A 26,007-nucleotide genomic window follows, 5' to 3' on the forward strand; every position below is an offset into this window, starting at 1 on the left:
GTTGTCCTGTAAAAGTTAATAAGGCTAAGTTCAAAAATAAACTTAGCCTTACGTTACCAAACTAGCTAATTACCCCCTACAGTCCTTCTAGTTTATCTACCTTACGCTTCAATACTAATTGCATTTTTAGATTACGCCAAAAATGCTTTAGAGCACATATTCGCGAAAACTTATGGTATGGAATATCTTCATTTTTTGATAGCAACTTAGTGATAGTATCCGCTTGCCTGTCTGTCGCATAACCATCAGGTTTATAGATAGAGTAGTGAAATATGTTGTTGCGTTTTTCTTTATGATTATCTGCGGCTAAATTAGAGTTAATAAATTTGGCTATATCATCGTCTTTATTTATTACATCACCCGCTTGCCAGGCAAATGTATTTGAAGATATATCATCGCTCGGCTGATAATGAACAGGGTCTGGGTTGGCATAAATGATCGGCCGGTTAAAGTGGAACCATTCATAGCAAGCCGATGAAATATCAGAAATCATGACATCAGCTTGATCCATATACTGCAAGATATTGTCTGCATATAATATTTTGATTCGATCTTGCAAACCATGTTCTGTTACGTAATTCTCCATCTGCTTATTGATTGAATTCCCATCTTCATGAACAAGAGCATGAAATTTCACAATAAAATTCACCGATTCAGGCATATACTTAAGAAGCTTTACTCCCCAAAGCGGCAGTGAACTTTCACCATATTTAGAAAAGCGATGCGCCGTTGCTCCTTCTTTGGCCATAGAAATCCAAGTTGGTGCGTATAGTACAGTAGGCTTGCCATTATTAAACAACGGCTCATAAGATAAAGAATCATTTATTAATGGATCAAACTTTGGATAACCAATTACCTCAGATTCTACGACATGAGTCAATAAACCTGCTTTCTCTACTTTGTCACGAGATTTTTCACCTGGAAATAACACTAAATCATACATGCTAATAAACGCATTTTCTAAATAACGCTTATCAGATAAACCACCATGAAAAATTTCAACGCTCAAGCCAAAATTTAATGTTTGAAAAGCAGGGTAAACGACAACGCGCATTTGGTGCTGTTTTAAAAACTTTTTGGCTTTTCGTCTATTACGAATAAAAAATGTACGCTTGGCAATTTCGGGGTAATTCTCTTGAATATAGCCCAAAATCTTTTTGCCTCGAACAATTATTGGTCCAGGTAATTTGGTCTGTAACCTATGCACGGGAGGAAAATGCTGAATATTATCATTCACGTAATATGCAACTTTACAATCAAACATATTTAATCTCTTTTTACCAACGGTAGTATTTTAGTTTTTTACGCATCTTTAATCGACGGATTAAGTTTAATGGTTTTGCTTTTAAATGGCATATGCCACGTTCTACCAAATCATCAATAGCCTGTATAACACGCTCACTAGAAGCCCCATCACGATAAGGGTGTATTTGCTGGCAATGTTGATCAATCTTACTCAGCAATTCCTCTTTATTTTGTAAAGCATATTCTAATTTTTCTTCTAACTTTTCTGGTTCATTAAAATTAACAAGCCAAGATTCTGGACGACGATTGTTGAATGCAACAACAGGTTTGCGCTGCAAAGCATATTCAGCCAAAATTGAAGATGTATCCGATAACAACACATCTGCAGCTTGCAGTAATGGAATTATGTCGCTAGTTTCTATAAATTGTACCTTTTCACCAGCAAGAACTTTGAACATGGCAATCTCTTCTGTGGACGCCTTTGGATGAAGCTTAATTAGCCAATGCCAGTTTTTAGCCTTAATCAATTTTTTAATTTCAGGGTATAACGCATATGTGCTTGTCAATTTTGGCGAAAAAGTTGGCGCATAAAAGACAACGGGACTTTCAGATTGATAATTATTAGTTTCAGGATGGCCTGAGAATAAAGGATCCAACTTAGACCAACCAGTTTCAATGACTTCACAGGTTCCATCATTAATATTATTAAATGCATCAGTTATATTGGGGCCTTGAGTACAATATAAATCGAAAAAACCTCGAATATTAAATTTATTTTTTTTGCCTGAGTCAAAGCCATGAAAAACTTGCACTTTTATACCAGGAAAGAAATCAGGGATATAATTTCCAGGGGCGAGTACTGCATCAGCATTGTAGGCTCTGACCTGTTTCATATCGGATAGAAGATTATCTGAATCAGATATAAAGTGCTTTGCTTCCGAGCCATCAGGAATAAACCAGGCAATAGAATAACCTCTCTCTTTTAATACTGATTCTATAGGCCTTAAAACACTATATGAATAAGAGAGGGTTACATAAAATAAATATTTTTTTTTCGCTGACATAAATAATAAGGATCGAAAATAGATTTACCCAGTGTAACATTTAAATCTATATCAAAAACACCTTTAATCCATATATGAAAACTGACTATTTAAATGCACTTTTTACTTCTTCTTGACTGGGAGCAACTTAATAAAATTAACATTAACAGCTACCTTTATCTGGTTCAAGGCTCAAAAGCTGCATCCAAACCAAACAGATAATGCTCTAGGAAATAAACTCCCTTTAACGCCATCCCCTTAAAAAAAGATATAAAATATTACTTTTTGTCTCTTGACTTACAAAGCTAAAAACCATAATGTTAGGTTAATTACTCTAACGAATAAAAATTCAACTAAACAGAATAAGTAATGAACAAATTTTTTAAACAACGCATTTTACTTAACCTCCTGCTAGATTCAAATAGCGGGCGTTTTTCTATTGTTTAAAAATTAATTAATTGAATAACAAAAACCCGCAAATCACATTGCGGGTTTTTTTATGCTTGAATGTGATTGCCCGGATATCAACACAAAGTGTAAAATAGCATAAATAAAGGCCAAACTTATGAACAACAATGTAACAATTTTCGATACCACATTACGAGATGGTGAACAGGCATTAATTGCCAGCTTATCAGTCCATGAAAAATTACAAATTGCCTTAGCTATTGAACGCCTTGGTGTTGATATTATGGAAGTTGGCTTCCCGGTTTCATCTCCTGGCGATTTTGAATCGGTACAAACTATTGCTCGCACGTTGAAAACTAGCCGAGTATGTGGCTTATCAAGAGCGGTAAAAGGCGATATTCAATCTTGCGCCGACGCGATGAGTGTTGCTGAAGCATTTCGCATACACACCTTTATTTCTACTTCCGATGTACATGTTGAACAAAAATTAAAGCGTGGTTTTGATGATGTGTTAAATATGGCGGTAGACGCGGTGAAATTTGCCCGAAAGTTCACCGACGATGTTGAGTTTTCATGTGAAGATGCTGGCCGCACCCCTAAAGACAACTTATGCCGAATGGTTGAGTCGGCAATAAAAGCTGGTGCAACGACCATTAATATTCCAGATACCGTTGGTTACACCCTTCCCCATGAATTTGGCGGCATTATTACCGATTTATTTAATCGTGTACCAAATATCGATCAAGCAGTTATTTCTGTGCATTGTCATAACGACTTGGGCTTAAGTGTGGCAAATTCCATTGCTGCGGTTAATGCTGGTGCTCGTCAAATTGAATGTACCGTAAACGGTATTGGCGAACGTGCAGGAAACTGTTCACTTGAAGAAGTGGCGATGATCATGAAAACTCGTGCCGATATCTTAGGGTTAACCACAAACATAAATCATAAAGAAATTGCCCGCACCTCAAAAATGGTCAGCCAAATTTGTAACATGCCCGTGCAAGCAAATAAAGCGATTGTAGGGGCAAATGCGTTTAGTCATTCTTCAGGCATCCATCAAGACGGTATGTTAAAAAGCGCTAACACCTATGAAATTATGACACCGGAAAGTGTCGGTATCAGTAAAACTAAGTTAAACCTTACTTCACGCAGTGGTCGTCATGTTATTAAACATCGTATGGGCGAGTTGGGTTATCAAGAAAGTGATTTTGACTTAGAAGAGTTATATCAAGACTTTTTAACCTTGGCCGATAAAAAAGGCCAAGTATTTGATGATGACTTAGAAGCATTACTATTTAAGAATCAGCAGCAAGCCGATGCGGACAGTTATCGTATAGAGTATTTGAATGTACATTCAGGCAGCGGTGAATTTGCGACAGCAAGCATAAAACTTGCTTGTGGCGACGATGTTCAAATTCAATCGGCAACAGGAAATGGACCCGTAGATGCTTTATATAGAGCAATTAAACAGGCTGTAGATATTGACTTTGATGTTGCCGATTACAAAATATCAAACAAAGGTGAAGGTGAAGATGGCCTAGGGCAGGCTGACTTAGTAGTAAGTTGGCAAGGCAGAAACTTTCATGGTTATGGCATTGAAACCGATGTAATAGAAGCATCAGGCAAAGCATTAATTAACGCTATTAATAGTATTCAGCGAGCACAAAAAGTTGCTCAGTTGAAGCAGCAAGCAGCTGACACAAACTCAAGCACAAATTTAGATACAAAAATTCAAGGAATTTAAAGCAATGGCAAACATAGCAGTATTAGCCGGAGACGGTATTGGTCCAGAAATAATGGTTGAAGCAGTAAAAGTGTTAAGCGCTGTTGCTGAAAAATTTGATTTCGATATTAATACTAAAGAATATGACGTTGGGGGAGCAGCTATTGATTTACATGGCAACGCTTTACCGGATCAAACAGTACAAGGTTGTGAACAAGCCGATGCAATTTTATTTGGCTCTGTTGGCGGTCCAAAATGGTCTAACTTGCCACCAACTGAGCAACCTGAACGTTGTGCTTTATTAGGGCTTCGTGGCAAATTTGGTTTATTCTGTAACATGCGCCCAGCACAGTTACAGCCAGCGATGTCTTCACTATCAACCTTACGCAGTGACATTTCAGAGCAAGGTTTTGACGTATTAGTGATTCGTGAACTGACCGGCGACATTTACTTTGGCGAGCCAAAAGGCCGCAAAGGCGAAGGTGAAGATGAAACTGGTTTCGATTCAATGTTTTATTCACGCCGAGAAATTAAGCGTATTACTCACCTAGCATTTCAGGCCGCGCAAAAGCGTGATAACAAGGTAACCTCAGTAGATAAAGCTAACGTACTAGCCACTAGCCAGTTATGGCGCCAAGTTGTTGAAGAAGTTGCGGTTGAATACCCGGATGTTAGTTTTGAACATATGTATGTTGATAACGCGGCGATGCAACTAGTGCGCGACCCGAATCAGTTTGATGTACTTTTGTGCCCTAACTTATTTGGTGACATCCTTTCAGATATCTGTGCAATGATCACCGGTTCAATGGGGATGTTACCTTCAGCGAGCCTAAATGAGACTGGCTTTGGTATGTACGAACCAGCGGGTGGCTCAGCGCCAGATATCGCCGGCCAAGGCATAGCTAATCCAATCGCGCAAATTTTATCGGCAGCATTGATGCTTCGTTATAGTTTAAATCAAGACAATGCTGCAAAAGCAATCGAAGATGCTGTAGCGAGTGCCCTAGATAACGGCATGCTTACAGGTGACCTGTTGAGCGCAGAGCAAAGATGTAATGCAAAAACCACCAGCGAAGTTGGTGATTATATTTGTCAAAAAATTAAGGAAATGTAACATGGCTTCCACTTTATATGAAAAATTATGGCAACGACACTTAGTAGAAGATAAAGCGGGTGAAACACCGTTAATTTTTATTGACCGCCATCTTGTGCATGAAGTTACTTCACCACAAGCATTTGCAAATTTAAAATTCCATGATCGCCCTGTTCACAGCCCAAATAGAACGATTGCGACAATGGATCATAATATCTCAACAAAAAAATGTGATATTGATGCCGCTGGTGCAAACGGTGCAAATCAGTTAAAAACGCTTGAAAAGAACTGTAGTGATTTTGGTGTTAAGTTATACGGCATGGGCCACAAAAACCAAGGCATTGTGCATGTTATGGGGCCAGAGCTTGGTTTTACCTTGCCAGGACAAACAATTGTTTGCGGTGATTCTCATACCGCTACCCATGGCGCATTTGGTGCATTAGCATTTGGTATAGGTACGTCTGAAGTTGAACATGTTTTAGCTACACAAACGTTACGTCAAAACAAAGCTAAAACGATGAATATTGCCATTGAGGGTAAAGCCAACATTGGTATCAGCGCGAAAGACATTATCTTAGCCGTTATTGGTAAAGTTGGTCATGCAGGTGCTACTGGCTACGTTATAGAATATACCGGGCAAGCTATCCGTGAATTAACCATGGAAGAGCGGATGACCGTTTGTAATATGAGCATTGAATTTGGTGCAAAAGCAGGCCTAATTGCACCTGATCAAATCACTTTTGATTACTTAAAAGACAAAGAAAACGCACCGCAAGGTGACGTGTTTGAGCAAGCAGTTAGTGATTGGAAAACATTACAAACAGACGCCGATGCACAATTTGACACAACCATAACTATTGATGCTGCAGAGATTAAACCACAAGTAACTTGGGGCACAAACCCTGGGCAAGTAACAGCTATAGATTCTGTTGTACCTGCACCTGATGATTTCAGCGATCCGGTTGAACGAGAGTCTTGTGTTAACGCTCTTAAATATATGGACTTAGCCCCTGGCACTAAAATTTCAGACATTGAAATTAACAATGTATTTATCGGCTCTTGTACTAACTCTCGCATTGAAGACTTACGTGTTGCCGCGACAGTGGTTAAGGGTAAAACTGTATCAAGCAAAGTTACCGCAATTGTTGTTCCGGGATCATACAGAGTAAAAGCCCAAGCTGAAGCTGAAGGCTTAGCTGATATATTTACCACCGCAGGCTTTGAATGGCGCTTACCTGGGTGTTCAATGTGTTTAGGTATGAATGACGATAAACTGAAAGAAGGTGATCGTTGTGCTTCTACCAGTAACCGTAACTTTGAAGGCAGACAAGGCCGAGGCAGTAGAACCCATTTAGTAAGCCCAGCAATGGCTGCCGCTGCAGCTATAGCTGGTCACTTTACTGACGTGAACGCATAAGGAGTAACTCATGGAAAAATTTAGCCAACATACTGGTAGCGTTGTGCCGTTTGATCGCGCCAATATAGACACCGATCAGATTATACCGAAGCAATTTTTACAAAAGACTACTCGTACTGGTTTTGCCCAGCACTTATTTCACGATTGGCGCTTTTTAGATGACGATGGTTTGCAACCAGATCCAAGTTTTATCTTAAATAAGCCCGAATACCAAGGAGTGAGTATTTTACTTGCTCGTGAGAATTTTGGTTGTGGTTCAAGTCGTGAACATGCACCTTGGGCTATTCAAGAATTTGGTTTTCAGGTGGTAATGGCTTCAAGTTTTGCTGACATCTTTTATGGTAACTGCATCAACATTGGCATGTTGCCGGTTGTGTTAGAAGAATCTGTTATTGATGATTTATTCAACCAAACGGCGCAAGGTCCATTAGAGCTTACCGTAGACATTACAAAAATGGTGGTAATAAATGGCGATAAACAATATCCATTTACGCTTACTGAGTTTCAAAAGTATTGTTTAGAGAATGGTGTAGATGCTGTCGGTTGGACATTAGAAATCAGTGATAAAATAGATAGCTTTGAACATAACTTGCCTGCTTGGCAATAATTTCAGCAGAGCAACGATCTGAGGGTCAGAGTCATTAACTTTCGAATAAGTTAATGACTCTGACCCTAGTTTAATGACTCAGCCCCTACTTTACCAACTAGACAAAGCCTTTAAACTAAAGCGCTGCCCCTGAAATTGTAAAACTACCATTTGTGGCTGTATTTCTTCAATAACCACCCCATCTTTTGTAATACCACCGGTATAGTAATCTTGGCCATTAAGCCTTACCCAGCTACTCGCCGTTTCAGAAGTATACATATGCAATGAGAAGTGTAAGCTAGGCACCTCATTTTGTAACCACTGTGGCATTTGGGCTAATGGTTTCACCGGTATAGAATGAGGCTTTCGTAAATCAACTTCAGGCTCGGTGTAGGGTTTATTTAAATTAATCTCTGGCTCTTCGATTAACTCATTAACCAAAGGATTATTGCTATCATCTATAGCATTCTCAAATGCCTGAAGTAACTCAGGTGAAACATCACCAAGTTCATCCTTATTAAGGCTAAGTTTCACCGGGGCTGTAGCTTCATTTACAACCACTTTTTCAGCAGATACTTTCGCAGTCTGATTAGCAGCTATTGCCTGTTGGATATTATGTTGACTGAGTAAACTTTGAATTTGCTGTTCCATTAATTGTTTTTTAGCTAATTCGTCAGCTTGGGTCTTAGCGAGTAGCGCTTGCTTCAACTGCTCAGCTTGTTCTGTTTTTGATACAATTAATTGCTGATTGTAATCCTTTGGTGAGTTGAAATATTTCGCGCTTTCATGCTGTGTTCCATAAAAAGGGATCAAGGCTTCTTCTTCAACAATAATCACATCTTCAATTGTATCAGTGTCTGCATCAGCTTGGTAATGCACTAAGATTTCAGCACCATCGCCGAGCACAAAACCTCCAACAGTAAAAGCGAAAGCAAGTAGCACATAGCTCGCAATTGTTTTTGGTAATTTTCTATGTTTAGGTTTGTCAGAATCACTTAAAGCAAGTTGCTTTTTTAAATCATCAGGTTCAACTACTGGTTCACTTGAATTAACCGTGGTGGCTTTTTTAAGAGCATCGAGTAAGTAAGACATTAATTGCTGCCCTCCCTACTTGCCTTGGTACTTTTATTAGAACTTACAGCCAAAGCCATGACAGTTTCGGTGTCTGCTAAATGATTAACGATTAAACCGGCATCTTGTTGGTACTGTGCTAATTGGTTTGCCAATAAAGGGTCAAATTGTGTGATACTTCTTGTTGGCCTCTGTTGTTGAACACTGAGTTTATTTTCCAACCATTGCACCAACTTTATTGAGCTGCTTTTATCAATATTCTCAATAAAGCCCTCAGGGGCGCGCCATAACAACACTGCGCTGCCTTGATAATGCTGTTCAATAAAAGTTGTATGCAACCACTTTGAGTTATTGTTAAATTTAACTAATAACTTATTATCTTGTTGCTGCATAATGGTACCGTAATAAGCATCACCATTGTCATCAAAAAACTGCAAGGTCACAGGAGAAGCAAGCGCTAATAGGCGCTTAAACTCGCCTTGATACCAATAACATTGTAACTGATACTCTAAAGCTCTTTCACAAGGGCCAATATGATTATTTACAGATTCAGTTATAGGATCAAACGCTTGAATTTGCCATTTTGAAAATAAATGAGCAAATGCGTCATCGAGGCTACGACTTGTATTGATGAGCTTATTTTCAATTGAATTTAGTTGTGTATTCTCGGCTTGATCGTGCTTGAATTTGATGACCTTTTGCTGAGCTATATGAGCTTGCTCAATTTTTTTACTTTGTTGCTTAGCGACGCTGAAACCAGTAAATGCAAAGATCAGCATAGAGGCTGTGATTAAAAAATTTTTCACCGCAGGTTTGTGCCAAAAACTTAAAGTTCTGGTATCAAATTCTAATGTTTCCTTGGCTGATTGACTGACAATTCCTTTATCAACTTGTTGCTTTTCTTGTGAATAAGCGCCTAATAATGCCCGATCACATAACAAATTAACCAAACGTGGGACGCCGCCGGTAATTTTATGAATTAACGTAATTGCCGAGGCATTAAACAGTGTTTTAGTACAGCCAGCAATACTTAACCGGTGCTTTATGTACTGTGATACTTCAGAATGATTTAATGGTAATAAATGATAACGAGCGGTAATCCGTTGCGCCAATTGCCGTAAGTCTCTGCGCTTTAATAACTCTTGCAGCTCAGGCTGACCAATTAAAATCACTTGCAGCAATTTTTTTGTATGAGTCTCTAAATTAGTTAATAGCCTTAATTGCTCTAATACTTCCGGTTGTAAGTGTTGTGCTTCATCTATAATTAATAGCGTATTTTTACCTTGTTGATGGTTAGCAAGTAAGTGCTCTAAAATTTTATCGGTAAAGATTTTTAATGATGCATTACTACTGTCGTAATCTATAGAAAGCTCATCGCATACAGTCGCTAACAATTCGATGGCTGATAATGTTGGATTTAAAATGAATGCTGCTTGCGTATTGTCAGGCAATTGCTCTAACAAGCATTTAGAAACTGTGGTTTTACCGGTACCTACTTCACCGGTAAGTAACACAAAGCCGCCAGCTTCACCTAAACCATAAGTTAAATGGGCCAGTGCTTCTTGATGACGCCCACTCATAAATAAATACTGCGGATTGGGCGCAATTGAAAATGGAATATCGTTCAGGCCAAAATAACCTGTGTACCCGTTATACATAAAGGAAAACTATTTTAATAAACACTTTAGGGAAATTACTCTGAGTATACACATAAATCAAAATTTGACGCTATTTAATTATACCCGTAACCATTCAATTTGTTATAGACTGGCAAACTATCAACAAAAACTAACTCTTTTTAATAAATGAAGCCCAATTATACCTCTACATTAAATACTTACCTAGTCGGCGGCGCTGTGCGTGATCAATTATTAGGTAGGAAAATTGTTGAACATGACTACTTGGTAGTCGGTGCAAGTGTGGAGCAAATGTTGTCACTTGGCTTTATGCAAGTTGGCAAAGATTTCCCGGTATTTTTACATCCAGAAACTAAAGAAGAATATGCTCTGGCGCGCACAGAAAGAAAACAAGGGTTAGGCTACACCGGTTTTGTTTGTTATGCGGAGCCAGATGTTACAATTGAAGAAGATTTACGTCGTCGCGATTTAACCGTTAACGCAATGGCACAAGATGACAATGGCAATATTATTGACCCATTTAATGGCCAGAAAGATCTAAAAGAAAAAGTATTACGTCATGTTTCATCGGCGTTTTCAGAAGACCCACTCAGGGTGTTGCGAGTAGCCCGTTTTGCCGCAAGGTATTATTACCTTGGTTTCACCGTTGCCATCGAAACTATAAAATTAATGCAAGACATGGTTGCTAAAGGTGAACTTGAAAATTTAACCCCTGACAGAGTTTGGAAAGAATTTTCACGCACTTTAAGTGAGGATAATCCAGAAGTATTCATTAATATTTTACGTGAAACAGGGGCTTTAAAAGTACTCTGGCCCGACCTAGATATGCTTTGGGGAATACCAAATCCAGAAGCCCACCATGGTGAAATAGATACCGGGATTCATACCTTAATGGTGTTACAACAAGCAGTAAAACTTAGCCAAGATATTAGTGTTCGTTTTGCCGCTCTCTCGCATGATTTAGGCAAGGGATTAACACCAAAGGTTAAGTGGCCAACCCATCATGGCCATGAAAAATCAGGGTTACCCTTAGTAGAAAATATTTGTCAACAGCTTAAAGTACCTAATCAAATTAAGCGCATAAGTTTGATGGTTTGCGAATTCCATTTACATAGCCATAGAGCGTTCGAACTTAGAGCAGATACAGTTTTGAACATGTTCAATAAACTGGATGTTTGGCGAAAAGCAGATGATTTTGAACTATTTTTATTAAGCTGCCATGCCGACAGCACTGGCCGGTTAGGACAAGAGAATTCTACCTATCCTCAAGCTGAATATTTAAGAGCAGCGTTTCAAGCCTGCAAACAAATAAGCCCTAAACAATTTGTTGAACAAGGGCTTAAAGGCAAAGAAATAAAAATAGCCATTGATAAGGCAAAAGTGGCGGCCATTGCACTCGTTAAGAAACAATGGCTTTCAAAGCAGGGGCTTAAATAAGCCTATAAATAAGAAACCTAATGAGATCCCCGAATCAAGTTCGGGACGACGCTGATGCGCCGGTTGCGGGTTTAAAAAAGAGAGCACTTCCCTCACACTGCCATTCCCGTACCGATGCCATTCCCGTACCTTATGTAATTCTCATACTTTATGTCATTCCTAGACTTTATGTCATTCCCAGACTTTATGTCATTCCCAGACTTTATGTCATTCCCAGACTTTATGTCATTCCCAGACTTTATGTCATTCCCAGACTTTATGTCATTCCCAGACTTTATGTCATTCCCAGACTTTATGTCATTCCCAGACTTTATGTCATTCCCAGACTTTATGTCATTCCCAGACTTTATGTCATTCCCAGACTTTATGTCATTCCCAGACTTTATGTCATTCCCAGACTTTATGTCATTCCCAGACTTTATGTCATTCCCAGACTTTATGTCATTCCCAGACTTTATGTCATTCCCGTGGCGACGGGAATCCATTATGGATACCCAAACAAGTTGGGTATGACGTTAATATTGGGTATGACGTTAATATTGGGTATTGCGTTAATATTAGATATGGCGATAACACTTTCTAGTTAGGAGCACTCCAATCGGAGTCACTCCAAATTTATCGCTTCTCGTTTATCGTTTATCGTTTATCGTTTATCGTTTATCGTTTATCGTTTATCGCTTCTCGTTACTCATTACTAAATTATAAACCAGATCAAAAACACCCCGAGCAGCAATCGATAAATCACAAACGGCATCATACCTAGTTTGTCTAATAAGATTAAAAAATAATGAATACAAGCATAAGCACTTACAAACGCTACTACAGACCCAAAAGCAATTGCTTGCCAATCAACGCCGTTAGCCGCTAACACTAATTTAAATGTTAAATAGCTACCAGCCATGGCAATAGCAGGAATTGATAATAAAAACGAAAATCTGGCAGCGGCATCGCGAGTTAAACCTAGCATCAAGCCCATTGTCATGGTGATACCAGAACGGGATGTGCCTGGAATTAACGCTACAGCTTGCGCCAGTCCTATGTACATCGCCTCTTTAAATCCAATATGAATTTCATTTGTTTGCTTGCCTTTAATATCTGCATAGCCAAGTAATAAACCAAAAACAATTGTAGTAATTGCTATTACCGCGGCTGAGCGTAAATGCTCTTCAATAAAATCTTTACCAAAAAAACCAAACAAACCGGCAGGAATTGTGGCAAAAAGAATCCACCACGCTATAGCACTATCGGCATTAAGTTCTTGCTTAACGATAGAATTGGTCCAGGCAAAAAACATGGTACCAACATCTTTACGAAAATAAGTAATAACCGCAAGTAATGTGCCTACATGCACAGCCACATCAAACGCTAAGCCTTGGTCTGCCCAGCCAAGTAATTGTGAAGGTAAAATTAAATGAGCCGAGCTCGATATTGGTAAGAATTCAGTTAAACCCTGAATTATCGCTAAGATAATAATCTCTATAGTGGACATATTCTTATTCTTTTCTCTTTTTCTCTTTTAAAATTTTGTTTAAGCGCACTTTATTTAGGCTGGCCAGGTAAATGGGATCTTTTGCAAATGCTGTTGACTCTTATCAAAGCTTTGCCACATCTCTTGGTAAGTAATTTTTAATAGCGGATGAACCATATTTGGCGCTAACTCGGCAAGCGGTTCCAATACATAAGCATTTTTAGGTATTTCATCTCGTGGGATTTGTACAGGGTTATCCATAACCAAATCATTATAAAGCAAAATATCTAAATCCATTTTCCGGGCACTGAACTTTTTAGAAAAGTCTACTCTGCCCTGCTGTTTTTCTAATTGCTTTAATAACTCACCTATATAGGCTGGTGACTTATCGGTTTCAACTTTCGCCACTAGATTGTAGAAATCATCCCCGATAAAACCAACAGGCGCACATTCATAAACAGACGACAATTCTACCTTGCCAAATTCAACTTTTAAGGCATTAACAGCGACAACAATTTGCACATCACGGTCAATATTACTGCCAATTGATATATAAACCTCAGCCATTACGCACAGCAACCATTATTAGAGGAGTTCGTTTTACTTCCACGCTCGATAATTACCCCAACAGCGCTAGCTTCTTTTACAGCTGTTGGTTTCGAAACTTTTAGTCTTAACCACTTAATACCGTATTCATTGATTAGATGACTCGCTAAGCGCTCTGCTAGCGTTTCAATTAAATCAACCGCGTTAGCATTGGCAAATTCATCAATTAATGTTGAAATTTCAGCATAATCTAACGTTTTCGCCAATTCATCACCAATCGCAGCTTTACTGGTATCTGTGCCCATTTGCAAATCAAACACCAAAAGTTGCTTGATCTTCTTTTCCCACTCGTAATAACCAATGGTAGTTTGCACCTGCAAACCTTCAATAAACACTATATCCATGCGAAAAATCACCGAAATTTAATATTAAAAACAAATAAGTCTAAATTTTACCTCATTGTGTAGTAGAAAAACTACTAAATAGATTGTTAGAATGGCAGAATAAAGTATCTGGCGTTTTTTTAACCATCACAATTTAATAATAAGGAGCAATTATGATGTTATTTTTAGCACTTTGCATATTCATTGCTGCTTATTTTTTCGGCTCAATTTCAAGTGCTATTTTAATTTGCAAGTTAAGAGGGCTACCTGATCCTCGCACCCAAGGCTCTAAAAACCCCGGCGCAACCAATGTATTAAGAATGAGTGACAAGCCTACAGCGTTGGCGGTGTTAATTTTTGATGTATTAAAGGGAGCGATTCCAGTCTATGGTGCTTACAAATTAGGTGTAGAACCTATATATCTGGGCTTTATTGCTATTTCAGCCTGTCTGGGTCATATGTACCCAATATTTTTTAACTTTAAGGGCGGAAAAGCTGTTGCTACCGCTTTTGGCGCGCTGGCACCTATAAGCTGGGGATTTGCATTAGCATTAATCGTAACCTGGGTATTTGTCGCCAAAACTACAAGGTATTCATCACTTGCGGCAATTGTGACAGTATCACTTGCCCCATTTTACACCTGGATTTTAAAGCCTTTATATACCAACTCAGTAACTATGCTTTCTTTACTCATTCTGTTTAAACATCGTAGTAACATCCTCCGTTTAATCAAAGGCACAGAAGATAAGCTATCGAATTGAGCGTCACTTAGAGAATAACGTCCGAATAAATTCAGACCAACCAAATTTAGGCTGAGTAATAGCTTCGAAAGAATTAACCACGTAAGTTGTAAAAATTAACCACGTAATATCGTTTGTAAGTGGGTTCCCGCCTTCGCGGGAATGACGCCATTGGTTTATCAATATATTTTTGAAATTAAACCGGCGGTAACGTATCTAACGGCCAGCGAGGGTTAGCTTTAAAAGTTAAATCTGAACTTACTCCTGACTTTAAGCGCTGCATGCCTGCATACGCAATCATTGCGCCATTATCAGTGCAATATTCAGGGCGTGGATAATAAACTTGACCACCCAATTTTTTAGTTACAACAGCCAATTGTTCTCGCAATGACGTATTAGCACTTACACCACCGGCAATGACTAAGCGTTTTAAACCGCATTGCTGCAAAGCTCGCTTACACTTAATTGCTAATGTATCAATAACTGCTTCTTGGAACGCATAAGCAATATCAGCTTTAGTTTGAGCGCTTGTGTCTTCTTGACGAATCGTAGTACCAGCAGCAGTTTTAAGCCCAGAAAAACTAAAATTTAAACCTGGCTTATTGGTCATTGGCCGTGGGAATTTAAACCGGCCGGGCGTGCCTTGTTCTGCCATTTTTGCTAACACCGGACCGCCTGGGTAATCTAAGCCTAATAATTTAGCGGTTTTATCGAACGCTTCACCGGCAGCATCATCGACGGATTCGCCCAGCAACTCATACTCACCGATGCCATCAACACGTACTAACATGGTATGACCGCCCGAAACCAATAGCGCTATAAAAGGAAATTCAGGTACATCATCTTCTAACATAGGCGCTAACAAGTGTCCTTCCATATGATGCACAGGCACTGCAGGTAAATCCCAGCCATAAGCAAGGGACCGTCCTATAGAACAACCTACTAATAATGCGCCGACTAAACCTGGGCCAGCAGTATAAGCAACTCCATCAAGATCTTGCGGGGTTAAACCCGCTTCCTTTAGTGCTTCTTCTATTAAAGGAATAGTTTTTCTTACATGATCACGCGAAGCTAATTCAGGCACAACACCACCATAATCAGCATGTACGGCAATTTGTGAATAAAGGCGATGCGCTAAAATGCCTTTTTCTTCATCAAAAATAGCAATACCAGTTTCATCACAAGAGGTTTCTATACCTAAAATTCGCATAAATTGTTAACCAAAAATTACATTAATAAGGAAATTATGCGGATCATAGCGCTCAAATCAAAATTTAACCACCGTTTTAAATAAAAAAGCCATTTAAAACTTTACATCTACTTAAGGTTCGGATTAAAATGCTGCACCAATTTTAATCGGCTTGGTTAAATATTACCAAGCGTCGCAGTATTCACTAGAGGTGAGGGCAAAAATGCCAGTAATTAAAGTAAGAGAAAACGAACCGTTTGACGTAGCACTACGTCGTTTTAAACGTTCATGTGAAAAAGCAGGTATCCTTTCTGAAGTTCGTCGTCGCGAATCTTTCGAAAAACCAACTTGGGAACGTAAGCGTAAGAAAGCAGCAGCTGTTAAGCGTCACGCTAAAAAAGTTTCTCGCGAAAACGCTCGTCGCGTTCGTTTATACTAAGACTTAGGTAATAAGTTTTTAGTTATGGGTTTGCTAAGCCAACTCAACGAAGAGATGAAAACTGCCATGCGTGCCAAAGACAAACCTCGTCTTGGCGTTATTCGCATGGCATTGTCGTCTATTAAGCTTGCTAAAATTGACAATCAAAAAGATATGTCAGAAACAGAGATCCTTGCGTTAATCACTAAAATGATCAAACAACGCAAAGAGTCTGTAACCATGTTCACCCAAGGTGGCCGTGATGAATTAGCAGCTAAAGAACAAGCCGAAATTACAGTGTTGGAAGAGTTCCTTCCACAAGCACTAAGTGCGGATGAAATAGCCCAGCTAATTTCAGCTGCTATTACCCAAACCGGTGCAGCTTCTATGGCTGACATGGGTAAAGTAATGGCAATATTAAAACCGCAAATGCAAGGTAAAGCAGACTTAGGCCAAGTTAGTGGTCAGGTAAGAGCCACCTTAAACGCATAATTAGTTTCGAATTTAATAGAACCGCATTAACTATTTAGTTATTGCGGTTTTTTTATATCATTTATACTGCTATTTGATATAGTTAATTCTTATGTTTTTATTAACCTTCTTGGACGATATCCTTTTTCTATGGCCGGTATGATCCCACGTACTTTTATCGACGACTTATTAGCTCGTACTGATATTGTTGATCTTGTTGATGGCAAAGTGCCATTAAAAAAAGCCGGAAAAAACTATCAGGCTTGTTGCCCTTTTCATGGAGAAAAAAGTCCCTCATTTACTGTAAGTAGAGATAAGCAGTTTTATCACTGTTTTGGTTGTGGCGCCCATGGCAATGCGATTAGTTTTATCATGGAATATGATCGACTGGAGTTTGTCGATGCTATCGAAGAGTTAGCAAGTTATAACGGTGTAGAGGTAGAGCGTGAGCAAAACACCCAAACACCGGCAGAGCAAAAACGCCAGCAATTGGCCCATAAACAAAAGCAAGACGACTATGAATTACTCGGCAAAATAAGTCAGTTTTATCAAAAAAACCTCAAGACCCATACTGATTCCAAAACAGTCATTGATTATTTGAAGGGCCGCGGCTTAACCGGCGAAATTGTGAAACAGTTTGGCATTGGTTATTGCGCCGACAGCTGGGACGACATGATGAATGTATTTGGCAATTCTAGCCAAAACTCAAAGCAGCTTGTTGATTTAGGAATGGCCATTCAGGGTGACAAAAATCGTCCGTACGATCGTTTTCGCGGCCGAGTGATGTTTCCTATTAAAGATAAACGCGGTCGTGTTATTGGTTTTGGTGGCAGGGTTTTAGCTGACGGTACACCTAAGTATTTAAATTCGCCTGAAACTCGAATTTATCATAAGGGCCAAGAATTGTATGGTTTATATGAAGCAAGGCAGCATTGTAAAAACCTTAACCGCTTAGTAGTAGTTGAAGGCTATATGGATGTAGTCGCTTTAGCTCAACATGGCATAAATTATGCGGTCGCTTCGCTTGGCACATCAACGACTGAAGAGCAATTGCAAACAATGTTTCGCACCGTAAAAGAAGTAATTTGCTGTTACGATGGCGACCGGGCAGGCAGAGAAGCAGCATGGCGAGCTATGGACAATGCTCTACCGCTAATACGAGATGGAGTTTCTTTAAAGTTTGTATTTGTTCCCGATGGCGAAGATCCTGACACCTTAGTACGCAAAAAAGGCCAACAGGCCTTTGAAAAAATACTTGATGAAGCGAAACCGTTATCGCAATTTTTATTTGAGCATTTACTTGGCCAAGTAAATATAAATTCATTAGAAGGTAAAGCTGCTTTAGTTGAATCATTTCAGCCTTATTTACAAAAGCTACCTGACAGCACCTTAAAAGATTCTATTTTAAATGAATTAGCAAATAAATTTGGTACGGGCTCTGAACAGCAACTTGCAAAACTAAATAAAAATCAACCACCTGCACAACAGCAAGCAAATAAGTCAAAAACAAAAGCAACTCCTATTCGTTTAGCTATTGCATTATTGCTTGAGCATCCCCATCTAGTAGAAGTTCTACCCGATTTATCGGTATTAGAACCGATAGAGTTACCAGGTATAAACTTATTTAAAGAGCTTATGCAGAAATGTAAAGCCAGGAAAGGCATCACTAGCAGCCAAATAATCGAAAGTTGGCGCGGTACTGAGCAAGGAAAAATATTAGCGAAGTTACTTGTATGGGAACACCATATAGATAATGACGCTGCAGAAGATGTGTTTAGTGACATTTTAGAAAAAATAATTAACACATTCGTAGAAAATCGTACAGAATTACTGTTACAAAAAGCCCGTTTGGGACAATTAAACTCGTTGGAAAAACAAGAACTCCAGTCTTTGCTTAATGCGCAGAGCTAAATATACGTTTTTAAACAATTTTATGAATTGTTTTAACTATCTAAACTGGCGTTTCTTTATTCAACTTGCTATAATTTCGTCCTTTACTGTTCGTATTTTGATAGCCAAATAGGTGGACTTTCGTCAATGGTTCAAGCCCCACAATCTAGACTAAAAGAACTTATCACAAAAGGTAAGGAGCAAGGTTATTTAACTTTTGCTGAGGTGAATGATCACCTACCACAAGATATAATTGATTCTGACCAAGTTGAAGATATTATTCGCATGATTAACGACATGGGTATTCAAGTGTTTGAAAACGCACCTGATGCCGATGAATTAATGATGGCCGAAGCCAATACTGATGAAGATGCTGCCGAAGCTGCAGCACAAGCATTAGCCACTGTAGAAAGTGAAATTGGCCGCACAACTGACCCTGTTCGTATGTATATGCGTGAAATGGGTACCGTAGAACTTCTTACTCGTAAGGGCGAAATTGTTATCGCCAAGCGTATCGAAGAAGGGATCAGAGAAGTACAACGTAGTGTTTCAGAATACCCGCCAGCAATTAACTACTTGTTAGAGCAGTGGGATAACTTTGAAGCTGAAGAATTACGTTTAACTGACATCATTATCGGTTTCTTAGACCCAGACGCACCAGACGAGGTTGCACCAACTGCAACGCACGTTGGCTCTGAACTTTCACAAGAAGATCTTAAAGATGAAGATGGCGAAGGCTCTGAAGACGATGAAGATGAAGAAGAGGAAGATACAGGCCCAGATCCTGAACTTGCTCGTGAACACTTCACTGAATTACGTAAACGCTACGAAGCAGCGAATACAGTAATTGAAGCAAAAGGCCGTAATCATCAAGATTCAGTTGAAGCTATCGATGCTATTTCTGAATGCTTTAAAGAATTCCGCTTAATTCCAAAATTATTTGATCGCTTAGTTAAAGGCATGCGTGATGTAATGGACCGAGTTCGTGTGCAAGAACGTTTGATTATGAAGCACTGTGTTGTTGGCGCTGGTATGCCAAAAACTCATTTCATCAAAATTTTTCCAGGTCATGAAACCGAAACCGAATGGTTAGAAGCTGAAATTGCAGCCGGTCACTCTTATTCAGAAAAATTAAAAATAGTTTCTTTCGACATTGAGCGTTGCGTATACAAGCTTACACACCTTGAAGAAGAAACGTTCTTAAGCGTACAAAGTATTAAAGACATCAACCGTCGTATGTCAATTGGTGAAGCGAAAGCTCGCCGAGCGAAAAAAGAAATGGTTGAAGCTAACTTACGTCTTGTTATTTCAATTGCTAAAAAATACACCAACCGTGGTTTACAATTCTTAGATCTGATCCAAGAAGGTAACATCGGTTTAATGAAAGCCGTTGATAAGTTTGAATATCGCCGTGGTTATAAGTTCTCAACTTATGCAACTTGGTGGATCCGTCAAGCAATTACACGTTCAATCGCCGACCAAGCACGCACTATACGTATTCCGGTACATATGATTGAAACGATCAACAAGCTAAACCGTATTTCTCGTCAAATGCTTCAAGAAATGGGCCGCGAGCCAACTCCTGAAGAATTAGCTGAACGTATGGTTATGCCTGAAGATAAAATTCGTAAGGTCTTAAAAATTGCTAAAGAGCCAATCTCAATGGAAACACCAATTGGTGATGATGAAGATTCGCACTTAGGTGACTTTATTGAAGATGGTAGCGGTGAATTGCCTGTTGATGCAGCAACCACAGAAAACCTTAAAAATGCTACCCACGAAGTATTAGCAGGTTTAACCGCCCGTGAAGCTAAAGTTCTTAGAATGCGTTTCGGTATCGACATGAATACTGACCACACATTAGAAGAAGTTGGTAAGCAATTTGACGTAACACGTGAGCGTATTCGTCAAATCGAAGCGAAAGCACTTCGTAAACTTCGCCACCCTTCTCGCTCTGAGCAACTTAAGAGTTTCTTAGACGGCGAATAAGGCCAGCAAGTAACATATAAAACTAAGCCTGCATTCGCAGGCTTTTTTTATTGCCCTCATATATTTTCAATTAAAATGAAAATCTTCATTTTTTGCTATTTTATAGGTTAGCCTTTGCTCAGCATAAAATTTGAGATTGATTAATGCAAAATATTTTTGTAGGTTAAGTCAATGTATTGATAGGTTAAATATAAAGAGTTAAGGCATACAGTTATATACCTCAATAGTTAGGATTATCGAACAGGACGTGTTTTATTTTTCCAGCTCTTATATAAACCAAACGTTTTCATCGATGACTCAATATCAAACGAGTGAACCATAGCTTCAACTTGTTCAGTTGTTTGTTGTTTCCAAGTTATGTTTTCTAAGTTGGCAAAACCTAATGTCATCGCGGCCATAATAGCAGCATTAAGTTTTAATTGTTTTTGGTCAACTTTGTCAAACGTATCTGATTGAGCATGATAATTTGAAGCGTAATTGGCATCTTGCTGGTTGGCAACAATATTTGCTACTCCATTCATCATAAAATCATAATTATCTGTGCCTACTACAGGTACATTAATTTGCTCAAACGGGCCAAGCTCTTGAACGGGTTGCAGTACCTTATTCAGTGCAGGGATAATATCAGCTCTACCATTGGTGAAAAAACCGCTGATTTTTCCGGTACCAATATCAATGGTAGAGGTCATAACGTGCTTACTTAATTGTTCAATATGGGTTTTAGTATATCCCCATGAACCGTATATCCCTTGCTCCTCACCGTTGTAAAGGGCAAATCGAATAGTACGCTTTGGAACAATATTTAATTTTTTTATTTGCCTAGCTATATCAATAACTAATGTGACATTAGAGCCATTATCTAGAGCACCGGTCCCCATATCAAAGGAATCAATATGTGCACCAAGTAGGACAATTTCATCTGGATAAGTTGAGCCTTTGATTTCTGCGATAACATTTTGCGTTTTATAGGCGCTTTCACTAGTAATATCGAGTTTGGCATTCAATACTAATGAATGTTTTTTACTTAAAAGGCGTTTAATTTTTAACGCTTGTTCACGTTCAATAACAACTATGGCAAGTTTACTATCTGCTCCTTTACTTGGAAGGTGTCGATAAAGTAGGTTTTTCTCACGAGACGACATATAGATGAGCCCTGCAGCTTCAACATTTATGGCACGCTGTTCAATGCCTACCGCATCTATATATTCTTGAAATAATCCATGGATACCAACTTTATCATCAAGTATTGCAGTTTCAACAAGTAACCATTTACCTTTTAAATGGTTTGGCTGTTTAAATGCTGCAAGTTCACCTTTACCAATATTTATAATCGGGGCTGTTAATCCACTACTTGATGTACCTTTGGTAAAGGGCATTGCTGCGATGCGAGCTGAGAAATAAATATTTTTCCCCGAAATGATTGCACTGGCGCTCTGCTCACTCCATGAACTTGGCATTGCAAAAGACTCTTTTTGAGCTTGAACCCCCGCTTGTTTAAATTTTTTTAGTGCCCAGTCTAGTGATTTTTCATTTGCTTTTGTACCAGTAAGTCTTGGGCCTATTTCATCAGTTAACTGTTGTAAGTCTTCTAAAATAGGCGTTTGACTTTTCATTGCATCAATTAATTTGTCAATCTCGTTAGTTTCTGCCAAGGCGGGAAAAACGCTAAAAACCAGTATTATTGTTATTTTTCTATAAATATTACTCATGTAATCCTCTTTCCTTAGTTTTGTTTTATCTTTACTTAGCGCTATTTAACTGTCAAGGATTGATTATAAATGCAGCAATTATTACTGACTGTCAATACGAGCATTTCAACAAGCTAATGATTGATCATTGCCTTTGTTCGTGGCTGCGCATTGTTCTCATAATTATCGCCTTAATTTACCCCTCAGATACACCACTAAGATCAAAAGCTAGAGACAAGCGTCGTTAACTAGGTACTTGGAATATTATCAACTATATACTTGCAGCAATTGCGATCCCTGCATATCATAAAGTCATAACAAAACAATAAAATTTATCCATGACAAAACACTTACTTACCTTACTTATTTGTGCGTTTTTTTCTCCAAACTCCATTGCACAAGCTGATTCCGAAGACTATTGGGATATCACTATTTTTGCAGGCCAAAGAACTTCAGATAACTTTGAAGACGATGAAGACTTAGAAGAAGGAGAAGAGCCCTTTGAAGTAGATTTTCTTAATGATGCGAGTGCCGGCATAATTCTTGGTTGGGAGTTTGACTACAACCGCACTGGCGAATTACTTTTTAGCCACTCTAACACTGAGTTTGATGGTGATATTCAACTCGACGATATGGAAATAAGCATTAGCTATTTGCACATTGGTGGCACGGTAACCGTAAGTGAAGGCAAAGTACCAATCTATATAGGTGGTGGCTTAGGTATTGCTCACCTTGCACCGGGAGATGGTAGCCTAGACTCAGAAACAAGGCCATCTGCGAACTTAGGGATAGGGGCAAAATTTAATTTTTCAGAGAGTTTTTCACTAAGGCTAGATGCTAGAGGCTACGCAACATTTTTTGATAGTGATGGTTACTTATTCTGCTCAGGAAATAAAGGCTGCGTTATGAGAACAAATAGCAACATGTGGCTACAGGGTGAATTTACTGCCGGTTTAACTTACCGATTTTAACTCAAAGCTATTTATTACAAAAGCTAGGGGTTATCTCACAACTCACCTAAACTAAAACAATGCAATTTAAACTTAATCTCAGCATTATATTTTTGGTTATTATCACAGCAAATTACAGTGATAAGGCACTAAGTCATGCGGAGCATGACAAAGCGAGATATGTATCACCTGAAGGCATTGATGCAGGTAGATGCGATAATGCAACAACACCATGTAAAACCATAAATTATGCTGCTCAACACGCTAACAAGGGTGATCAAATACGGTTGAGTAAAGGTAGCTATCATATAGAAAACGTAGATACGCTATTTTATTTACTCAGCGATTTGATTCCAATTCGCGGTAATTATCAAACTGAAGATAACTTTAATCACCAGCAAGCAAATAATATCACCTACCTCACTGGTGTACCCACTGATTATGTACAAACACTTACCGACAAAGGCTTTACCGTAATAGCTGACAAAAAAGCAATAGACAACAGTACAGCAAACAATAAAAGCATAATTAAAGCAAAACTTGCGGCGTTTAATCGTCTACAGGAAAAACAAGTTAATACTGTCTGCAGTAATGGTTATGCTGGAGATCATGCTTGTAATAACTTAGATTTATTAGCTCATATCCCTCTAAATATGTTTGCAACAAACCCTGCCGAAGGCAATGATATTTGGGGGCATTACGACTTAAATGATAATAAAGAATACGCTTTAATAGGCTTAAGTAATGGTATTGGCATTGTTGATGTATCAGAGCCTGTAGCGCCAGTTGTTATCACTACAATAGCAAGTGAAGAAACAATTTGGCGAGATATCAAGGTATATCAATATTTCGATATCAGCATTAACAAATGGCAAAGTTATGCCTATGTAACCGCCGACAATGCCACAACAGGTTTATTAATTTTAGATTTAAACCAATTACCGAATACGGTCACTATCAAAGCGAATGATAAAACCGATTTAAATGCCCACAATGTCTATTTAAGTAATGTCGATTACTCTACAGGGGTCACCATTACCGGCATGCAACCATATCTACACATAGCCGGCTCTAATCAAAATGGTGGTGGTTATAATTCCTACAGTCTTGCAGATCCTACCAGTTTAGTTAGCGTTTACAAGCCAACTAATAATCGCAGCCAATACACTCACGATGCATCTTCTATGGTGATAGATGATGAACGCACAAACAGCCAATGCGTAAATGGCACAAACCATTGTGAAGTGATGTTCGATTTCAATGAAGATAATTTCCAATTATGGGATAAGACTCAAAACTCAACACCTGAAAAACTAAGCACAACAAGTTATAGCAATGCCTCTTATGTTCACTCAGGTTGGTACACTGAAGATAAATTATTAATGCTCGTTCATGATGAGCTTGACGAACAAAACTTTAACTTAAATACAACGTTAAGGTTATTTGATATTACTGACTTAACTGCGCCAAGTTTATTATCTATCTGGACAGGTGATACTCAGGCTATTGATCATAATGGCTATGTAAGAGGCAATCGTTATTATATGTCAAATTACGAGCGCGGCATTACTGTCATTGACATTACTGATCCTACGCAACCAGTAGAGTCAGGTTTTTTTGACACCTACCCTATTTCAGACAACTCCTCATTTCATGGCGCCTGGGGAGTATATCCATTTCTGCCTAGTGGTAATATATTAGCGAGTGATATTAACAGTGGTTTATACATCTTAAAGGACAATACCTTAGATGTTGAACAAGGTAGTTTAAGTTTTACTAACCAGAACTTTTCAACCAGCGAAGGGCAAAGTATTCAAGTAAATGTACGCCGACATGATCAGTTTCAAGATAATATAGAGGTTAATTGGGAGTTAGTTACTGGTTCTGCGAGCAGTGATGATTTCACCTTAGCGAAAGGAACATTATCTTGGCAAGATCAGGAAAGCACAGATAAAACTATCAGCATCGACATTACCTCAGATAACCTGGCAGAGCCTAACGAAATATTATTCATTCGACTGTTCGATCCAAAAAATGGTGCAACCTTAAGCCAACCAAACTTAGCAACCATAACAATAGCGGCAACAGATGGGGAAAACACCCCACATGTTAATGCCGGTACAAACAAAGAAGTACAAGCAGGCAGTAATGTTACTCTAAATGCCAGCGCAAGTGATTTAGACCAAGATACACTTAGCTATCAGTGGCAACAAATAGCAGGACAACCTGTAACCATTAACAATAATCAGCAATTAACCGCAACCTTTACTGCTCCGCAAATTAATGACACTTTAACTTTTTCATTCACGGCAACAGATGCAACCGGTTTAAGTGCAAGTGATTCGGTCAGCATAACAATAGTAATAGAAGCTATTATTGTGACGCCTAACCCTCCACTCGAACCTACAAGCTCCAGCGGCGGCGGCAGCCTCTTTTATGGATTATTCGCTATCGCCGCAGCAATTTCTAGAAGAAAAGCCAAGATTTGTTCATAAAAACAACAAACAAACTAAAACTAAAACTTTTTAAACAACAAGTGGTGACAACAAAATAAAAAATGCTTATACTTGCCGCCGCTTTTGGTTATTATCATTAATAACAAATCAAGCAGCACA

Annotated in this window: 22 protein-coding genes; 13 read left to right on the forward strand and 9 right to left on the reverse strand. The window is 38.8% G+C overall.

What is annotated here, in order from left to right; translation table 11 throughout:
• Nucleotides 1-76: 76 nt before the first annotated feature.
• The gene (locus tag RI844_RS09190) at nucleotides 77-1,264 is read right to left on the reverse strand and encodes a CDP-glycerol glycerophosphotransferase family protein (protein WP_348398150.1); all 1,188 of its coding nucleotides are present in this window, start codon (nucleotides 1,262-1,264) and stop codon (nucleotides 77-79) included.
• Nucleotides 1,265-1,277: 13 nt separating this feature from the next.
• On the reverse strand, nucleotides 1,278-2,309 hold the full coding sequence (locus RI844_RS09195; RefSeq protein WP_348398151.1) for a CDP-glycerol glycerophosphotransferase family protein: 1,032 nt from the start codon (nucleotides 2,307-2,309) through the stop codon (nucleotides 1,278-1,280).
• A gap of 544 nt (nucleotides 2,310-2,853) precedes the next feature.
• On the opposite strand from RI844_RS09195, the gene leuA reads away from it, so the two are divergent.
• From leuA to leuD, 4 genes are read left to right on the forward strand one after another with little or no spacing between them, the layout of a single operon-like run.
• Complete coding sequence (leuA, locus tag RI844_RS09200) at nucleotides 2,854-4,440, forward strand: 2-isopropylmalate synthase (RefSeq protein ID WP_348398152.1); 1,587 nt, start codon at nucleotides 2,854-2,856, stop codon at nucleotides 4,438-4,440.
• Between the two features lie 4 nt (nucleotides 4,441-4,444).
• Nucleotides 4,445-5,533, forward strand: a complete 1,089-nt coding sequence (leuB, locus tag RI844_RS09205) for a 3-isopropylmalate dehydrogenase (RefSeq protein WP_348398153.1) — start codon at nucleotides 4,445-4,447, stop codon at nucleotides 5,531-5,533.
• Nucleotide 5,534: 1 nt separating this feature from the next.
• On the forward strand, nucleotides 5,535-6,929 hold the full coding sequence (gene leuC, locus RI844_RS09210; protein WP_348398154.1) for a 3-isopropylmalate dehydratase large subunit: 1,395 nt from the start codon (nucleotides 5,535-5,537) through the stop codon (nucleotides 6,927-6,929).
• Between the two features lie 10 nt (nucleotides 6,930-6,939).
• Entirely contained in the window at nucleotides 6,940-7,536 is a 597-nt protein-coding gene (gene leuD, locus RI844_RS09215; protein WP_348398155.1) for a 3-isopropylmalate dehydratase small subunit, read from the forward strand.
• 90 nt (nucleotides 7,537-7,626) lie between these two features.
• Here the strand turns inward: leuD and RI844_RS09220 are convergent, their stop codons facing one another.
• Both RI844_RS09220 and RI844_RS09225 read right to left on the reverse strand, forming a co-directional pair.
• Nucleotides 7,627-8,607, reverse strand: a complete 981-nt coding sequence (locus tag RI844_RS09220; RefSeq protein ID WP_348398156.1) for a general secretion pathway protein GspB — start codon at nucleotides 8,605-8,607, stop codon at nucleotides 7,627-7,629.
• Entirely contained in the window at nucleotides 8,607-10,244 is a 1,638-nt protein-coding gene (locus tag RI844_RS09225) for an ExeA family protein (protein WP_348398157.1), read from the reverse strand. Before RI844_RS09225 ends, RI844_RS09220 begins: the two co-directional genes overlap by 1 nt.
• A gap of 147 nt (nucleotides 10,245-10,391) precedes the next feature.
• Between RI844_RS09225 and RI844_RS09230 the strand changes: the two genes are divergently transcribed.
• The gene (locus RI844_RS09230) at nucleotides 10,392-11,660 is read left to right on the forward strand and encodes a multifunctional CCA addition/repair protein (protein ID WP_348398158.1); all 1,269 of its coding nucleotides are present in this window, start codon (nucleotides 10,392-10,394) and stop codon (nucleotides 11,658-11,660) included.
• A gap of 150 nt (nucleotides 11,661-11,810) precedes the next feature.
• A complete protein-coding gene (locus RI844_RS09235) occupies nucleotides 11,811-12,173 on the forward strand; it encodes a hypothetical protein (RefSeq protein ID WP_348398159.1) in 363 nt (120 codons plus the stop codon).
• 181 nt (nucleotides 12,174-12,354) lie between these two features.
• On the opposite strand, the gene RI844_RS09240 is transcribed toward RI844_RS09235, so the two are convergent.
• From RI844_RS09240 to folB, 3 genes are read right to left on the reverse strand one after another with little or no spacing between them, the layout of a single operon-like run.
• On the reverse strand, nucleotides 12,355-13,149 hold the full coding sequence (locus RI844_RS09240; protein ID WP_348398160.1) for an undecaprenyl-diphosphate phosphatase: 795 nt from the start codon (nucleotides 13,147-13,149) through the stop codon (nucleotides 12,355-12,357).
• Between the two features lie 54 nt (nucleotides 13,150-13,203).
• Nucleotides 13,204-13,695, reverse strand: a complete 492-nt coding sequence (gene folK / locus RI844_RS09245) for a 2-amino-4-hydroxy-6-hydroxymethyldihydropteridine diphosphokinase (RefSeq protein ID WP_348398161.1) — start codon at nucleotides 13,693-13,695, stop codon at nucleotides 13,204-13,206.
• Nucleotides 13,695-14,078 (reverse strand): dihydroneopterin aldolase, encoded by a 384-nt coding sequence (gene folB, locus RI844_RS09250; protein WP_348398162.1) that lies wholly within the window; start codon nucleotides 14,076-14,078, stop codon nucleotides 13,695-13,697. Before folB ends, folK begins: the two co-directional genes overlap by 1 nt.
• A 155-nt stretch (nucleotides 14,079-14,233) precedes the next feature.
• Here folB and plsY point away from each other — a divergent pair, with 155 nt between their 5' ends.
• Nucleotides 14,234-14,818 (forward strand): glycerol-3-phosphate 1-O-acyltransferase PlsY, encoded by a 585-nt coding sequence (gene plsY, locus RI844_RS09255; RefSeq protein WP_348398335.1) that lies wholly within the window; start codon nucleotides 14,234-14,236, stop codon nucleotides 14,816-14,818.
• A 175-nt stretch (nucleotides 14,819-14,993) separates the two neighbouring features.
• Here the strand turns inward: plsY and tsaD are convergent, their stop codons facing one another.
• Nucleotides 14,994-16,007 carry a tRNA (adenosine(37)-N6)-threonylcarbamoyltransferase complex transferase subunit TsaD gene (gene tsaD / locus RI844_RS09260; protein WP_348398163.1) on the reverse strand — a complete coding sequence of 338 codons (1,014 nt, stop codon included), beginning with the start codon at nucleotides 16,005-16,007 and terminating at the stop codon, nucleotides 14,994-14,996.
• A gap of 202 nt (nucleotides 16,008-16,209) precedes the next feature.
• On the opposite strand from tsaD, the gene rpsU reads away from it, so the two are divergent.
• The 4 genes from rpsU to rpoD all read left to right on the forward strand — a co-directional run bounded on the left by rpsU (nucleotide 16,210) and on the right by rpoD (nucleotide 20,754).
• The gene (gene rpsU / locus RI844_RS09265) at nucleotides 16,210-16,425 is read left to right on the forward strand and encodes a 30S ribosomal protein S21 (RefSeq protein WP_068544693.1); all 216 of its coding nucleotides are present in this window, start codon (nucleotides 16,210-16,212) and stop codon (nucleotides 16,423-16,425) included.
• A 24-nt stretch (nucleotides 16,426-16,449) separates the two neighbouring features.
• On the forward strand, nucleotides 16,450-16,896 hold the full coding sequence (locus RI844_RS09270; protein ID WP_348398164.1) for a GatB/YqeY domain-containing protein: 447 nt from the start codon (nucleotides 16,450-16,452) through the stop codon (nucleotides 16,894-16,896).
• A gap of 129 nt (nucleotides 16,897-17,025) precedes the next feature.
• Nucleotides 17,026-18,786 carry a DNA primase gene (gene dnaG, locus RI844_RS09275; RefSeq protein WP_348398165.1) on the forward strand — a complete coding sequence of 587 codons (1,761 nt, stop codon included), beginning with the start codon at nucleotides 17,026-17,028 and terminating at the stop codon, nucleotides 18,784-18,786.
• A gap of 126 nt (nucleotides 18,787-18,912) precedes the next feature.
• A complete protein-coding gene (gene rpoD / locus RI844_RS09280; RefSeq protein WP_348398166.1) occupies nucleotides 18,913-20,754 on the forward strand; it encodes an RNA polymerase sigma factor RpoD in 1,842 nt (613 codons plus the stop codon).
• Nucleotides 20,755-20,987: 233 nt separating this feature from the next.
• Here the strand turns inward: rpoD and RI844_RS09285 are convergent, their stop codons facing one another.
• On the reverse strand, nucleotides 20,988-22,463 hold the full coding sequence (locus RI844_RS09285; RefSeq protein ID WP_348398167.1) for a M28 family peptidase: 1,476 nt from the start codon (nucleotides 22,461-22,463) through the stop codon (nucleotides 20,988-20,990).
• A gap of 317 nt (nucleotides 22,464-22,780) precedes the next feature.
• Between RI844_RS09285 and RI844_RS09290 the strand changes: the two genes are divergently transcribed.
• Nucleotides 22,781-23,413, forward strand: coding sequence for an outer membrane protein (locus RI844_RS09290; protein ID WP_348398168.1), 633 nt, complete (start codon nucleotides 22,781-22,783; stop codon nucleotides 23,411-23,413).
• Nucleotides 23,414-23,472: 59 nt separating this feature from the next.
• Nucleotides 23,473-25,887: a choice-of-anchor B family protein gene (locus RI844_RS09295; protein ID WP_348398169.1), complete on the forward strand. Its 2,415-nt coding sequence runs from the start codon at nucleotides 23,473-23,475 to the stop codon at nucleotides 25,885-25,887.
• The last annotated feature ends 120 nt before the right edge of the window (nucleotides 25,888-26,007 follow it).

It is taken from the genome of Thalassotalea fonticola (assembly GCF_032911225.1).
GTDB lineage: Bacteria > Pseudomonadota > Gammaproteobacteria > Enterobacterales > Alteromonadaceae > Thalassotalea_A > Thalassotalea_A fonticola.

Coding starts and splice junctions, on each gene's coding strand:
- RI844_RS09190 (WP_348398150.1), bottom strand. CDS start 1,264: ATGTTTGATTGTAAAGTTGCATATTACGTGAATGATAATATTCAGCAT.
- RI844_RS09195 (WP_348398151.1), bottom strand. CDS start 2,309: ATGTCAGCGAAAAAAAAATATTTATTTTATGTAACCCTCTCTTATTCA.
- leuA (WP_348398152.1), top strand. CDS start 2,854: ATGAACAACAATGTAACAATTTTCGATACCACATTACGAGATGGTGAA.
- leuB (WP_348398153.1), top strand. CDS start 4,445: ATGGCAAACATAGCAGTATTAGCCGGAGACGGTATTGGTCCAGAAATA.
- leuC (WP_348398154.1), top strand. CDS start 5,535: ATGGCTTCCACTTTATATGAAAAATTATGGCAACGACACTTAGTAGAA.
- leuD (WP_348398155.1), top strand. CDS start 6,940: ATGGAAAAATTTAGCCAACATACTGGTAGCGTTGTGCCGTTTGATCGC.
- RI844_RS09220 (WP_348398156.1), bottom strand. CDS start 8,607: ATGTCTTACTTACTCGATGCTCTTAAAAAAGCCACCACGGTTAATTCA.
- RI844_RS09225 (WP_348398157.1), bottom strand. CDS start 10,244: ATGTATAACGGGTACACAGGTTATTTTGGCCTGAACGATATTCCATTT.
- RI844_RS09230 (WP_348398158.1), top strand. CDS start 10,392: ATGAAGCCCAATTATACCTCTACATTAAATACTTACCTAGTCGGCGGC.
- RI844_RS09235 (WP_348398159.1), top strand. CDS start 11,811: ATGTCATTCCTAGACTTTATGTCATTCCCAGACTTTATGTCATTCCCA.
- RI844_RS09240 (WP_348398160.1), bottom strand. CDS start 13,149: ATGTCCACTATAGAGATTATTATCTTAGCGATAATTCAGGGTTTAACT.
- folK (WP_348398161.1), bottom strand. CDS start 13,695: ATGGCTGAGGTTTATATATCAATTGGCAGTAATATTGACCGTGATGTG.
- folB (WP_348398162.1), bottom strand. CDS start 14,078: ATGGATATAGTGTTTATTGAAGGTTTGCAGGTGCAAACTACCATTGGT.
- plsY (WP_348398335.1), top strand. CDS start 14,234: ATGTTATTTTTAGCACTTTGCATATTCATTGCTGCTTATTTTTTCGGC.
- tsaD (WP_348398163.1), bottom strand. CDS start 16,007: ATGCGAATTTTAGGTATAGAAACCTCTTGTGATGAAACTGGTATTGCT.
- rpsU (WP_068544693.1), top strand. CDS start 16,210: ATGCCAGTAATTAAAGTAAGAGAAAACGAACCGTTTGACGTAGCACTA.
- RI844_RS09270 (WP_348398164.1), top strand. CDS start 16,450: ATGGGTTTGCTAAGCCAACTCAACGAAGAGATGAAAACTGCCATGCGT.
- dnaG (WP_348398165.1), top strand. CDS start 17,026: ATGGCCGGTATGATCCCACGTACTTTTATCGACGACTTATTAGCTCGT.
- rpoD (WP_348398166.1), top strand. CDS start 18,913: ATGGTTCAAGCCCCACAATCTAGACTAAAAGAACTTATCACAAAAGGT.
- RI844_RS09285 (WP_348398167.1), bottom strand. CDS start 22,463: ATGAGTAATATTTATAGAAAAATAACAATAATACTGGTTTTTAGCGTT.
- RI844_RS09290 (WP_348398168.1), top strand. CDS start 22,781: ATGACAAAACACTTACTTACCTTACTTATTTGTGCGTTTTTTTCTCCA.
- RI844_RS09295 (WP_348398169.1), top strand. CDS start 23,473: ATGCAATTTAAACTTAATCTCAGCATTATATTTTTGGTTATTATCACA.